The organism is Cryobacterium serini (genome assembly GCF_004404025.1).
Lineage (GTDB): Bacteria > Actinomycetota > Actinomycetes > Actinomycetales > Microbacteriaceae > Cryobacterium > Cryobacterium serini.
Window position 1 is genome coordinate 49,749 of the sequence record NZ_SOHN01000009.1, and the last position, 13,081, is coordinate 62,829.

The 13,081-nt window shown below is 64.6% G+C and carries 15 protein-coding genes; 12 read left to right on the forward strand and 3 right to left on the reverse strand.

All coding sequences use genetic code 11. From position 1 onward, the window contains the following. Window positions 1–104 precede the first annotated feature (104 nt). The 3 genes from rpsP to rimM are packed head-to-tail and all read left to right on the forward strand — an operon-like array spanning window position 105 to window position 1,469. On the forward strand, window positions 105–509 hold the full coding sequence (gene rpsP, locus E3T51_RS05765) for a 30S ribosomal protein S16 (protein ID WP_104191590.1): 405 nt from the start codon (window positions 105–107) through the stop codon (window positions 507–509). Between the two features lie 3 nt (window positions 510–512). After that, window positions 513–749, forward strand: a complete 237-nt coding sequence (locus E3T51_RS05770; RefSeq protein ID WP_092108900.1) for an RNA-binding protein — start codon at window positions 513–515, stop codon at window positions 747–749. Window positions 750–767: 18 nt separating this feature from the next. Further along, on the forward strand, window positions 768–1,469 hold the full coding sequence (gene rimM / locus E3T51_RS05775; RefSeq protein ID WP_338145146.1) for a ribosome maturation factor RimM: 702 nt from the start codon (window positions 768–770) through the stop codon (window positions 1,467–1,469). 176 nt (window positions 1,470–1,645) lie between these two features. On the opposite strand, the gene E3T51_RS05780 is transcribed toward rimM, so the two are convergent. The 3 genes from E3T51_RS05780 to nirB form a co-directional block, all read right to left on the reverse strand. After that, entirely contained in the window at window positions 1,646–2,791 is a 1,146-nt protein-coding gene (locus E3T51_RS05780; RefSeq protein WP_241989193.1) for a uroporphyrinogen-III synthase, read from the reverse strand. A 71-nt stretch (window positions 2,792–2,862) separates the two neighbouring features. After that, on the reverse strand, window positions 2,863–3,672 hold the full coding sequence (gene cobA, locus E3T51_RS05785) for a uroporphyrinogen-III C-methyltransferase (RefSeq protein WP_134528722.1): 810 nt from the start codon (window positions 3,670–3,672) through the stop codon (window positions 2,863–2,865). Window positions 3,673–3,676: 4 nt separating this feature from the next. Then, the gene (nirB, locus tag E3T51_RS05790) at window positions 3,677–6,265 is read right to left on the reverse strand and encodes a nitrite reductase large subunit NirB (protein ID WP_134529398.1); all 2,589 of its coding nucleotides are present in this window, start codon (window positions 6,263–6,265) and stop codon (window positions 3,677–3,679) included. A 337-nt stretch (window positions 6,266–6,602) separates the two neighbouring features. On the opposite strand from nirB, the gene nirD reads away from it, so the two are divergent. From nirD to E3T51_RS05835, 9 genes are all read left to right on the forward strand, one after another. Then, window positions 6,603–7,001 (forward strand): nitrite reductase small subunit NirD, encoded by a 399-nt coding sequence (gene nirD, locus E3T51_RS05795; RefSeq protein ID WP_134528724.1) that lies wholly within the window; start codon window positions 6,603–6,605, stop codon window positions 6,999–7,001. Further along, window positions 6,998–7,816 carry a sirohydrochlorin chelatase gene (locus E3T51_RS05800; RefSeq protein WP_134528725.1) on the forward strand — a complete coding sequence of 273 codons (819 nt, stop codon included), beginning with the start codon at window positions 6,998–7,000 and terminating at the stop codon, window positions 7,814–7,816. The genes nirD and E3T51_RS05800 overlap by 4 nt, the downstream gene beginning before the upstream one ends. A gap of 9 nt (window positions 7,817–7,825) precedes the next feature. Further along, entirely contained in the window at window positions 7,826–8,536 is a 711-nt protein-coding gene (gene trmD / locus E3T51_RS05805; protein ID WP_134528727.1) for a tRNA (guanosine(37)-N1)-methyltransferase TrmD, read from the forward strand. A 57-nt stretch (window positions 8,537–8,593) separates the two neighbouring features. Continuing rightward, window positions 8,594–9,139, forward strand: coding sequence for an MFS transporter (locus tag E3T51_RS05810; protein ID WP_134528729.1), 546 nt, complete (start codon window positions 8,594–8,596; stop codon window positions 9,137–9,139). 175 nt (window positions 9,140–9,314) lie between these two features. After that, on the forward strand, window positions 9,315–9,656 hold the full coding sequence (rplS, locus tag E3T51_RS05815) for a 50S ribosomal protein L19 (RefSeq protein ID WP_092108884.1): 342 nt from the start codon (window positions 9,315–9,317) through the stop codon (window positions 9,654–9,656). A 150-nt stretch (window positions 9,657–9,806) separates the two neighbouring features. Then, the gene (lepB, locus tag E3T51_RS05820) at window positions 9,807–10,535 is read left to right on the forward strand and encodes a signal peptidase I (protein WP_134528731.1); all 729 of its coding nucleotides are present in this window, start codon (window positions 9,807–9,809) and stop codon (window positions 10,533–10,535) included. Beyond that, entirely contained in the window at window positions 10,535–11,179 is a 645-nt protein-coding gene (locus E3T51_RS05825; protein ID WP_134528733.1) for a ribonuclease HII, read from the forward strand. Before lepB ends, E3T51_RS05825 begins: the two co-directional genes overlap by 1 nt. Window positions 11,180–11,191: 12 nt before the next feature. After that, the gene (locus tag E3T51_RS05830) at window positions 11,192–11,515 is read left to right on the forward strand and encodes a DUF2469 domain-containing protein (RefSeq protein WP_104191599.1); all 324 of its coding nucleotides are present in this window, start codon (window positions 11,192–11,194) and stop codon (window positions 11,513–11,515) included. Between the two features lie 79 nt (window positions 11,516–11,594). Beyond that, the gene (locus tag E3T51_RS05835; protein WP_134528735.1) at window positions 11,595–13,070 is read left to right on the forward strand and encodes a glyceraldehyde-3-phosphate dehydrogenase; all 1,476 of its coding nucleotides are present in this window, start codon (window positions 11,595–11,597) and stop codon (window positions 13,068–13,070) included. Window positions 13,071–13,081 lie beyond the last annotated feature (11 nt).

Genomic DNA, 13,081 nt, shown 5'->3' on the forward strand with positions numbered 1-13,081 from the left:
GACCCTCTATCTCGGTGCAACGTGATCCTATAGAGCTTATGCCGAGTGTGCCCCCACGCTCACGGCCCAAGGTTCGCCAAACACCGAATCAACACTGGAGAATTGTGGCTGTCAAAATCCGTCTGAAGCGCATGGGCAAGATCCGTGCACCGTACTACCGTATTGTCGTTGCCGACGCGCGCACCAAGCGCGACGGTCGAGTCATCGAAGAAATCGGCATCTACCACCCCACAGAGGAGCCCTCGGTCATCGAGGTCAAGTCTGAGCGTGCACAGTACTGGCTCAGCGTCGGCGCTCAGCCGACCGAGCAGGTTGCTGCACTCCTCAAGCTCACCGGCGACTGGGGAATCTTCAAGGGCGACAAGAACGCCAAGAGCACCGTCAAGGTGAAGGAACCGAAGGCTGCTTTCGTCGCTGACGAGAAGAAGAAGCCGGTTCTCAAGCCCAAGGCCGAGAAGCCGGCCGCCAAGGCCCCCGAGGTTGCTGCCGAAGCAACCGAAGAGGCGTAACTGTTGCTTGCTCCCGCGCTCGAACACCTCGTCAAGGGGATCGTTGATCACCCGGACGATGTGCACGTTGCAGAAAAGAACTCTGCAAGAGGCGAGGTACTCGAGGTTCGTGTGAACCCCGAGGATCTCGGCCGGGTCATTGGTCGTGCTGGTCGCACCGCCAAGGCCCTGCGCACCCTCGTTGCAGCTCTGGCCGATGGTCGACGCGTTCGCGTCGACGTCGTCGACACCGATTTCTAGTTCGATGAACTACAAACAGTGAACGACAGCGAGAAGGACCGCACCCAGCAGTTACGGGTGGGGCGCCTGACCAAGGCTCACGGCCTCAAGGGAGCAATCAAGCTCGAACTGTTCACGGATGACCCGGGACGACGTTTCGTCCCGGGCGCCGTGTTCACCCTGCAGGTTCCGACCGGTTCGGCCTGGCACGGCAAGACGATCGAACTCGTCGAACTGCGCTGGTACAACCAGCACGCGGTCGGTTTTTTCAAGGATGTTCCCGACCGTTCCACGGCAGAAACGCTCGCCAAGGCGATCCTCTGGATCGACGCGGACGTCGCCGAGCAGTCGGATGAAGAAGACGCCTGGTACGACCACCAGCTCATCGGCCTCGCCGTCATGCGTGACGGCGTGCGCATCGGCACCATCGGTCGCCTCGAGCACATGCCCGCGCAAGATTTGTTGATCGTGAAGACGCCCACCGGCGACGTCATGATCCCGTTCGTGAAGGCCATCGTGCCGAGCGTCGACGTGAAAAACGGCCTGGTCACGATTACGCCGCCGCCCGGCCTGCTCGAAGAGCTGGCAGAGGATGCGGCCGAAGCTGAAGCGGAAGCTGAAGCCGAAGCCGAAGCTGACGCTGACGCTGAAGCTGAAGCTGAAGCTGACGCTGAAACGGATGCTGCGCCCGCCTCCGAAGCGGATGCCGCGGCATCCGATCCCACGACCGACCGCCCCTAACCACGGGATTCACGGCGCGCGGGAGTTGCGCCGCTACGCGGGAGGCGAAACTCCCGCGTACTGGCGCAGCTCCCGCGCCCCTGGCTTCGCGGGACTTGTGGCCACGCCGGAACTCCCGCGTACTGGCGTACCTCCCGCGCAACGCGAGCAGCGGGGGAGCGTCGATGCCCAAAGAGCTACACGTTGAGCCGGTAGCCGCGCTTGACCACGGTCGCGACCAGCCCGGGAACACCGAGCGTCTGCCGCAGCCGGCTGAGCGAAACCTCCATGGCGTGATCGTCGGAGTCGGCGGCCAGTGACAGGGTGAGGTCGTCACGGGAAACGACCGCGCCGCGGGCCCTAACCAGCGCCCGCATAATCGCGAGCGCTGTCGGCGGCAGCTGCACGCGCTCCTCGCCAACCTGCACGATCGAACCGCGCAGCTGCACGAGCCCGTTCTGCGTTTCGACCCGTTCGATCATGTTCTGTTCCAGGTATTCGCAGACCAGCCGAATCAGCGCGCCCATGCGAAACCGGGTCGGCTGAATCGGCGCGATCCCGGCCGCAATGAGCGGGGCGCTGGTCACCGGGCCGACGGCGGCGGCGCACACCTGCGTCTGCAGCGCCGCGATGAGTTCCGGATAGACCTCCATGCCTTCCGCCGCAGTGAACAGGGCGTGCACGGCCGGGGCGCTCGTGAAGGTCACGCAGTCGAGCTGGCGGGAGCAGATAGCCTCGACGAGCTTGTACACGCGTTCGTCGCTGTCATCGACAGCGATCCACCGATACGGCGCAACGACCAGCACGCGCTCGTGCACCGCGCGCAGCCGGTCGAGTTGCACCTCGTCGGTGGCGCCATGAACCTGAATGCCGACGATAAGTCCCGGCGGATACTCGGCCAATACCTTATCGACCAGGGAAGCGGTGGTCTCTGAATGACTCATGCCAGAGTCGTTCAGCCCGGTGGCGCGAATGCCGCCGCGTGCTTTCGGCCCGCGCACCAGAATCGTGGTATCGGCGAGTGCGTCGGTCAGCTCCGAGCCGAGGCCGTCGGCCTCGGCTACTTCGAACCAGCGTCGCACGCCGTAGCCGGTCGTCGCGAGCAGAATATCGGGTCGCGCGGCGATGAGGGTTCTGGTGTCATCGAGCAGCGGACCGTCCTGCTGAGAGTGGGCGATGCGCAGCGTTGGCGCGTGCACAACCCGGGCACCGCGCCGTTCAAAGGCGTCGATCAAATCGCTTGAGCGGCGATCGCTGGTCACGCCGATCCGAAACCCGTCCAGCTGGTTCGGCTGTAGAAAGGGAGCCGCCACCTCGATCGGCTCGGTCGCCGGCTTTGGCACGCGGTGCGCGGGCAGCTTCGCAGCGCATGCTCCCGGCTCGCTGTCCGAAACCGGTCCGGCCCCGCTGGCCATCAGGCGGTCACCGTGAACTCAGCGGCCCGGGCCACGAGGTCGTTCGCGGCAGTGTCGCCGCTGAAAGCGAGGCGCACGACCTCACCGATGACCAGCACAGCCGGGCTGCGCACGCCGGCCGCTGCGGCATCCGCCAGCACGGTTGCCAGCGTGCTCACGGTGGTGCGCTGGGTGGCACTGAACCCGCGTTCGATAATGGCCACGGGCATCCGCGCGGGCATGCCGTGGCGCAGCAGGCCCTGGCTCAGGGTGGGCAGCGTACCAACGCCCATCAACACGACGATGGTACTTCCGAGCAGCGTGAGGCCCTCGAGTTCGTTGTCGGTGAGTGGCGCGTGGCCGCTGATCACGGTGAACGCGTGGCTGATACCGCGGTGCGTCAGCGGAATTCCCGCCGCCGCCGGCACCGCGATCGCACTCGTGACACCGGAAATGACCGTGACCGCAATACCGTTGCGGTGGCAGGCAAGCACTTCTTCGCTTCCGCGCCCAAACACATAGGGGTCGCCGCCCTTGAGCCGCACCACGCGCTTGCCCGCGAGGGCATGCTCGACCATCAGCTCTTCGATCCCGGCCTGCGAGACCGGATGGCTGCCGGCGCGCTTGCCGACGTCGACGAGGGTTGCGCCGGGGGCGAGTGAGCCGAGGTCGTCGCTGGGCGAGAGGCGGTCGAACAGCACGACATCCGCTCGTTGCAAAGCGGTGACGGCGGCGACGGTCAGTAGCTCAGCAGCGCCGGGGCCACCGCCGACCAGAGTGACCGACCCGGCGCTGACTGACCCAGTCGCACGAGAATTCTGGGTTGTCATTTTCTTACTCTTTTCGAACGGGAATGCGGCTTCCACTTAGTAGAACAGTACTCGACGAGGCTCGTTCGGCCGGGGTCGCGGGCCGGATTTGGTCACGCTCCGTAACGAGTGCGATGCTCGGGTCGGGTTCGGTCGGCGCGTTCACGAAGGACCGGAAGCGGCGCAGACGCTCCGGGTCGGCGAGCGTGGCCGCCCACTCGTCTTCATAGTTGTCGACGTGGGCGAGCATGGCCTGCTCGAGCTCCTCGGCCAATTCGAGCGAGTCGTTGATGACGACCTCGCGCACATGCTCGAGGCCGCCCTCCAGATCTTCCATCCAGCGCGCCGTGCGCTGCATCCGATCGGCCGTACGAATGTAATACATCATGTAGCGGTCGATGTACTTGATCAGGGTTTCCTCGTCGAGGTCGGTCGCCAGCAGCTGCCCGTGCGCGGGCTGAAAACCACCGTTGCCGCCAACATACATGTTCCAACCGTTGTCGCTGGCGATGATGCCCACGTCTTTGGCGCGTGCTTCGGCGCACTCCCTGGCGCAGCCCGACACCCCGAACTTGAACTTGTGCGGCGCGCGCAGGCCGCGATAGCGAAGTTCCAGCCGAATGGCGAGGCCCACGGCATCCTGCACCCCGAAGCGGCACCAGGTCGAGCCGACGCAGGACTTCACGTTGCGCAGCGCCTTGCCGTAGGCCTGACCGGATTCAAAGCCGGCGTCGACCAGGATGCGCCAGATGTCGGGCAGCTGCTCCAGCCGGGCGCCGAACAGGTCGATCCGCTGCCCGCCGGTGATCTTGGTATAGAGGTCAAAGTCGAGCGCGACCTGCGCGATGACGGCGAGTTTCGTCGGCGTGATCTCACCGCCCGGAATGCGCGGAACCACCGAGTAGGTGCCGTCCTTCTGCATATTGGCCATGGCGCGGTCGTTGGTGTCCTGCAGGGTACCGCGACCGGCATCCAAAATATAAGAGGAGTTCTGGCTGGCCAGGATCGAGCCGACGGCGGGCTTGCAGATATCGCAGCCGCGGCCGGTGCCGAAGCGGGAGAAGATCTCATCGCTCGACATGAGCCCGAGCACTCGTACAGAGTCGAACAGCTCCTGGCGACTCAGCTCGAAGTGCTCGCACAGTGCGTGCGAGATTGTTTGACCGGATGCCGTCAGCTCGGCCTCAAGAATCTTCTTGACCAACGGCACACACGAACCGCACTGGGTGCCGGCCCGCGTGCAGGCCTTGAGCGCCCCGAGTTCGGTGCAGGCATCGGTGTGCTGATCGCCGAGCACGGCGCTTCGCACGGCGCCGGCCGACACCATGTTGCAGGAGCAGACCAGGGCGTCGTCGGGTAGCTCGTCGCCGCCCGGGGCTTCGGCACCGGCCGCAGAGAGGTAGGCGGCCGGCTCACTGCTGAGTTCGCGGCCGACCATCGGCCGCAGAGCCGAGTAGGGGGTGGCGTCGCCGACAAAGATGCCGCCGAGCAGGGTTTTGGCGTCGTCGGTCATGACAAGCTTCTGATAGAGCCCGCGCGCCGGGTCGGCGTAGACGATTTCAAGTGAGCCCGGCGTGCGGGCGAGGGCGTCACCGAAGCTGGCGACGTCGACACCGGAAAGTTTGAGCTTGGTGGCATCGTCCACGGTCGTGAAGTCGGCGCTGCCGCCGAGCAGACGGTCGGCGACGACCTCGGCCATGGCGTTGGCCGGTGCGACGAGACCGACACAGCGGTCGTTCCAGCTGGCGACCTCACCGATCGCCCAGATGCTGGGGTCGCTCGTTCGGCAGTCGTTACCGATCGTGACGCCGCCGCGCACGCCAACGGTCAGTCCGGCCCCGCGCGCCAGCTCGTCGCGCGGCGAGATGCCGATCGCGTAGACGACCATGTCGGCGGCAATGTCGCGGCCGTTGCCAAGCTGCAGGCCGGTGACCGCGTTGTCGTCGTCGCAGAGGATGGTTCGGGCCCTGGTGCCGAGGTGTAGCTCGATGCCCTGGGCGACGATGAGCCGACCGAGGGCCTGCCCGCCGCCCTCGTCGAGCTGGGCCGACATGAGCCAGCCGCCGGAATGCACGATGGCGGATTCCGCGCCGAGCTTGTGCAGTCCGCCGGCCGCTTCGAGGCCGAGCAGACCGCCGCCGGCTACGACGACTCGGGGGGTGCGGCCGAGGGAGACGGTGAGGACGGCGAGCTCGTCGACGAGGGCGTCGACGTCGTCCACGGTGCGGTAGACCCGAATGTGTTCGCGACCCGGCATCTCGGGTACAGGAGCACTGGATCCGGTGGCGAGCACGAGGTCGTCGTAGTCGAGCACGGCCCCGGTTGACGTAGTGACGGTGTGTGCGAACCGATCAATGCTGGTGGCTCGCTCGTTGATGCGCAGTGCGACGCGCTCACTGTCCCACGGCGCCGTGGGCTCGAGCGTGAGGTCGATCATTCCCGCCAGACGCTGGCTCAGCGCCACCCGATCGTAGGGCCGGTGGTTCTCCTCGGCCAGCACGACGATCGAGAGGGCGTGCTCGGTATCGCGGGAGTGCAGGGCATCGGTGAGGCGGTGCGCTGCGGGGCCGCCACCGATCACGATGACGCGGCGCGGTGCGTCTGGATCGGTCATGGCGGCATCCCCTGGACTCACTGTTGTGACGGCGTGCGTCGCGTCCATAGCGGATGCTGTGGCGACTGGGGCAGAATACGCGGAGGCGGTTTCACGAGAAGCTGGCATCAGCATCCTTTCAAAGCGGGGCGATTGTGAGCGTAGTTCGGGGTAGTTTCCCCCTCGTGTCGCCCGTGTGTCCCGCACTGGTCGAAAGCCCCACAGCGGAGCGCACCCGCTGTGAGGCGGGTTTCACTCGGGGGAAACATGGCAGGCGCCTGGCCGAAATATGGCCCGCCTACCGTGGGACCAGCGCACAAACGCGACAACCCCTAAACCAAACCCCTGGGAGCGCACGATGACGATGACACTGGCCGACACCCGCCTGACCGCTGCAGCGACCCGCCCCGCCCTGATCTGGGAGCGCGCCTGTGCCGTGGCCGATCTGGAACCCAGCTGGGGTGAAGCCGCCCTTATTCGCATGAAGCAGATCGCGTTGTTCCTGCTGTCGCCGACCGAAATCTACGCTGTCGATCACCGTGACCCACACACCGAGGCCAACGTCATGGCCCGAGGCATTGTCGGCTCCAAGGGCGACCGACCCACCATCGCCTCGCCGTTGCACAAAGAGGTCTACGACCTCGGCACCGGGGAATGCTTCACCAACCCGATGCTCGTGCTCAACACCTACGAAACCCGCGTTGTCGGCGGGTACATCGAGGTCGCGGTCGAGTCTGGACTGCTCAAGGCAGCATGACCCTCATTGGCGAACGGCCTCGCGCAACAGAGCACAGCATCGATTGGCACCGCACCTCCGGGCGCAGTGCCGAGCGGAGCGGTGCTGAGCGCAGAACGCCGGCACTCGTCGCCATCTCGCACGGCACCAACTCGGCTGACGGCCAGGCCGCCATCGCTGCCCTCGTCGAAGCCGTGGCCCTCGCTCATCCCGAACTTGCCGTGATCAGCGGTTTCGTCGATGTGCAACAGCCGGATGTCGCCGCAAGCCTCGGCGCGGTGCCGCCGGATTCCGCCGCGGTCGTGGTTCCCCTGTTGCTCTCCGCCGGCTACCACGTGCACGTCGACCTCCAACGGGAAACGAGCGAGCACGACCGCGTGACAGCCGTGTCGCGGGCGCTCGGCCCGGACGAGCGACTCATCGACGTACTCGAACATCGTCTTCGTGCCGACGGGTTCGACAAACGGGTCCGCGGCCAAGAGATCGTGCTCGCCGCCGCCGGATCGAGCGACGCGCGCGCGGTGCACGACTGCCGCACGGTCGGCGCCCTGCTGGAACAGCGCCTCGGTGTTCGCGTCACCGTCGGCTTTCTCTCCGCGGCCACGCCCCGGCTGGCCTGTGCCGTCACCGGCGCCAGGCTGCGCAGCGAACACGTGACCGTGAGTACCTATCTCATGGCGCCCGGATTCTTCTTCGACTTGACGCGCGCCCAGAGCGTGGGCGCTGAGCTGGTCACCGCTCCGCTGCTGCTGCCGGGTGAAACGGCCCCCGCTCCTCTGGTTGACGTGGTCCTCGACCGGTACCTCGAGGCGAAAGAGCAAGCCCAGATCTTCTAGGATTTGACCATGCGCATCGATATCGTCACCATATTTCCCGAATTCTTCGATGTGCTCGATCTGTCGCTGCTCGGTAAGGCCCGCCAGGGCGGCTTGATCGAGTTGGGCGTGCACAACCTGCGCGACCACACCCACGACCGGCACCATTCGGTCGACGACACCCCGTATGGTGGCGGCGCTGGCATGGTCATGAAGCCGGAGCCCTGGGGTGACGCCCTGGATGCCATACTCGGCGCTGACCCTGAATCGACCGACGACGGACCCATCGTCATCTTTCCTTCGCCGGCGGGGGACCAGTTCACCCAGCGAATGGCCCGCGAGCTATCGCTCGAGCAGCACCTCGTCTTCGGGTGCGGTCGCTACGAGGGCATCGACCAGCGTGTCGTCGATCACTACGCGCAGCGCGGCCGGGTACGGCTCGTGAGCCTCGGCGACTATGTGCTCAACGGGGGAGAGGTCGCCGTCATGGCCATGATCGAAGCGATCGGCCGGCTCATTCCCGGCGTTGTCGGCAACCCGGAAAGCCTCGTCGAAGAGTCTCACGAAGACGGCCTGCTCGAATACCCCAGCTATACCAAGCCCGCCAGCTGGCGCGGCCTTGATGTTCCGCCGGTGTTGCGAAGCGGTAACCATGGCGCCATCAGTACCTGGCGCCACCAGCAGCAAATTGAACGCACCGAACGGGTGCGGCCCGACCTTCTGCCGCCCGCGATTTCGTGACTTCAGCCTCCAGCGAACGCCAAGGTTAGTGTCAGCCCGCGTCGATAAACTAAATCGATGATCATCCGCCGCGCCTTCTACCATTGGCAATTCATTGCAGCCGGAGCCCTGCCGCTCTGGTTACTCGTCGGGTCCGCGATCTTTGGATCGGGCGCATGGGCGGTGCTGGGTATCTTCTTCGGAGCCGTTCTCATCGGCCTCGGGCTGTTGCTCGTGGCCCTCGTCATTTACGCACGCAAAGAAGTGCGCGAAACCCGGGCGCTCTCCTACGCCGACGTCGGCGTGCTCACTCTCTGGCACGCGCTCATCATCGCCATTCCTTTTTCAACGGATGCCGCGGGCTGGCTCAGCGTACTCGTCATCGTCGCAGGCTTCGCCGTATTCTGGTTCGCTGTCTGGGAGCTGTTTGACGCCGCCCGGCGCCGAGTTTTGGCGATGGTCGACTTGGTGGAGCAGCAGGCGCACGGTCAGTCTGCCCCGGCTGGGGCCCAGCATCCACTGCCGAACCAGCCACGCCCCCACCAGGCCAGGCCGACAGCGACCTTTGGCCGAAGCGCCAAGCCAGAGGTCATCGTCATCGAAGAAAAGCGCGACCGGCTCTGACCGACCGGCCCCCGCTTTGCAATGGGTGCGAGTTCATGGCAGAATTGGCGCTTGTGCCGCTGCAGGACTCTGCCACGGGGGAACCTGCTCGTTGCGGCGCACATCCTCATACTGATTGCTTCGGATGAAGCACCTAGCGTAGTCGACCTGTGGCGGGTACAGAGAGCGAAACAACATGCATATTCTCGACGCGGTAGACGCCCCATCGCTGAAGAAGGATCTTCCCGACTTCCGTGCCGGCGACACCGTCAAGGTTCACGTCAACATCATTGAGGGAACCCGCTCTCGTATCCAGGTCTTCCAGGGAGTCGTCATCGGCCGCTCCGGCGAAGGCGTGCGCGAAACGTTCTGCGTTCGCAAGGTCAGCTTTCAGATCGGCGTCGAGCGTACCTTCCCGGTGCACTCCCCGGTCATCGACCACATCGAGATCGTGACCCGCGGCGACGTTCGTCGCGCAAAACTGTACTACCTGCGCGACCTGCGTGGCAAGAAGGCCAAGATCAAGGAAAAGCGCTAACTTTCGCGCTTCCCAAAAATCCAATCGGATTCTTCCCAGAGCTCCCCATCACCTAAACTGATGGGGAGCTCAGGCGGTTAAATGACAGATGAAGTGCTCGCCTCCAGGTCCGATCGTCGGGTATCAGAGTCGAAGAGGTTTCCCAGAAAGATGGCCCGAAGCAAGAAAGCGCCCAGCAAGCAGCGCAGCGTCTTGCTGTTCATCCGCGACCTCCTCGTTATTTTTGTGGTGGCACTGCTCATCTCGTTTTTGATCAAGACCTTCCTGATCAGGTCGTTCTACATCCCCTCCGGGTCGATGGAAAACACGCTGCAGATCGACGACCGCATCATCGTGAATCAGCTCGAACCCGAGTTCATCCCGATCTCCCGCGGAGACGTCATCGTCTTCAAAGACCCGGGTGGATGGCTGCTGCCGCAGGCTGAGATCGTGCAAAATCCGATCGTGGCGGGGGCGGACTGGCTGCTCTCGGTCGTTGGCCTGTCCGCGCCCGACAGCAACGACCACCTGATCAAACGAGTGATCGGACTGCCCGGTGACCATGTCGTGTGCTGCAACGCCCTCGGCCAGATGAGCGTCAACGAAGTTCCACTTGACGAATCCGCTTATGTGCTGCTGCCGGCCGGCGACACCAAGGTCTCCAAGGATGACTTCGACGTCACAATCCCGGCGGGCTCACTCTGGATGATGGGCGACAACCGTTACAACTCCAAGGACTCCCGCTACAACGGCGACACGGCTGGCAAAGGGTACGTCCCGATCGACAACGTCGTCGGTCGCGCGCTCGTGGTGAGCTGGCCGCTGGCGCACTGGGCGTGGCTCGATGACTACCCCGACGTATTCCGCGAAGTTGAGCAGGCCGACAAGGGCTCCGAGTAGTGGCGGTGTCCGACCCCACCCTTGAGGTGGAGTTCGATCTCCTGCGCACCGGCGCACGTTTTGTGATCGGCTGTGACGAGGTGGGTCGCGGTGCCCTTGCCGGGCCGGTGGCTGTCGGGTTTGCCGCGGTAGATGCATCCGTTCTGAGCATGCCCGCGGGACTTCGCGACTCGAAGATGCTCAGCGAACCGCGCCGGGAACTGCTCGCACCGCTCGCCGTTGCCTGGGCGACGTACTCGGCCGTGGGGCTCGCCTCGGCGGCCGAGGTCGATGAACTCGGCATTATCGCGTGCCTCGGGCTGGCCGGCAAGCGGGCGTTGGCCGAGCTCTACAGGCAGGGTGTCGATGTGGCCGGCAGCATCGTCTTGCTCGACGGCAGCGACGACTGGCTGAACAAGGCGCTGGCCACCCCGCTCAACGTCGTGACGCGTATCAAAGCCGACCGGGATTGCGGGTCGGTGGCGGCGGCATCTGTTATCGCCAAGGTGCACCGCGACCGCCTCATGATCGCTGCGCACGACGACGCGCCAGGGTACGGCTGGGCGTCGAACAAGGGCTATGGCAGCGCCGCCCATCTGAGCGCGATCGACGTGCTCGGGCCGACCCCCTTACACCGCAAATCGTGGCTCAAAATCTCAGCGTAAGATGAGATCACCATGGAAGAAGACGAATTCGAGGACTACGACCGCGAGGTCGAGTTGGCCCTGTACCGGGAATATCGAGACGTGGTTGGCCAGTTCCAGTATGTCGTCGAAACCGAACGCCGCTTCTATCTCGCCAACGAGGTCGACCTGGTGCGCCGGGACACGGAACACGATTTCTACTTCGAACTGACCATGAAGGACGTCTGGGTCTGGGACGTCTACCGCTCGGACCGCTTCGTGAAATCGGTGCGCGTGCTGACTTTCAAAGACGTCAACGTGGAAGAACTCGCTTCAAAAGACTTCGAACTTCCCAAGGAACTTGCGCTCGACGAATAAGCAATGACTCCGGGGCCTTGGGTGGCCGGACATGTACCGTTTAACGGACTAACCAACGAAGGTTTAGGAAGGCAACCCTGTGATCCAGGACGCTGATCGTGCCCGTGCAACGTGGAGTAATCGTGAGGCTCTCGCTGAGGCGATGATTCCCCTGATCGGGCGCCTCTACCGGGACAACAACGTCGTGACGAGCGTCTACGGCCGCGGCCTGGTCAACAAGTCGGTCGTTGGCCTGCTCAAGGCACACCGCTTCGCACGCCATATAGCGGATGTCGAGCTTCCGCTCGAAGAGACCCTCCCGATTCTGCAGACCATCGACGGCCTCAATCTTGGAGCAGCCTCGATCGACCTCGCTCGCCTGGCCCTCGGCTTTCGCAAGCAGAACGACCGCGTCACCCTCGAGGAGTACTTGCGCGTCGAACTCGCCGACGTCGTCGGGCAGCACGGGCTCGACGAGCGCACCAGCACCGACGTCGTGCTCTACGGTTTCGGTCGCATCGGCCGGCTGCTTGCCCGCATCCTGATCGAACACGCCGGCGGCGGCCAGGGCTTGCGACTGCGCGCGATCGTCGTGCGCCGCGGTTCCGCCAACGACCTGATGAAGCGGGCCAGCCTGCTGCGTCGCGACTCGGTGCATGGCCCGTTCGAGGGCACAATCACCATCGACGAGGCGAACGACACCATCCTCGCCAACGGCACACTCATCCAGGTGATCTACTCCGGTGACCCGGCCGGCATCGATTACACGCGGTACGGCATCCACGACGCCATCGTCGTCGACAACACCGGCAAGTGGCGCGACGAAGAAGGCCTGTCGCAGCATCTCAAGTGCCCCGGTATCGCCCGCGTTCTCTTGACCGCGCCGGGCAAGGGCGCGCTGAAGAACATCGTGCACGGCATCAACCACACGGACATTCTGGCGAGCGACCGCATTATCACTGCGGCGTCCTGCACCACGAACGCGATCACTCCGGTGCTCAAAGCCATCAACGACCGCTATGGCATCGTCGGCGGTCACGTCGAAACGGTGCACTCGTTCACCAACGACCAGAACCTCATCGATAACTTCCATTCCGGCGACCGCCGCGGCCGCTCCGCCGCGCTCAACATGGTCATCACCGAGACCGGAGCGGCCAAGGCCGTTGCCAAGGCTCTGCCCGAACTCGCCGGCAAACTCACCGGCAACGCTATCCGCGTTCCCACCCCCGACGTGTCGATGGCCATTCTCAACCTCAACCTTGCCCTCGCGACCGATAAGGACGAGCTCAACACGTACCTCCGCACCATGTCGCTGCACTCCTCGCTGCACCGGCAGATTGACTACATCGACTCGCCCGAAGTGGTGTCGAGCGATTTCCTCGGCTCGCGCCGGGCCGGGATCGTCGACGGGCTGGCGACCATTGTGACCGACCAGAAGGCCGTGCTGTACGTCTGGTACGACAACGAATACGGCTACAGCTGCCAGGTCATCCGGGTGCTCGAAGAGATGTCCGGCGTGCACGCGCCCATCTTCCCGGCCATCCTCGCCGCCGAGCCCCTCGAGCCGGTCGCCTGACCCGTGTGCGC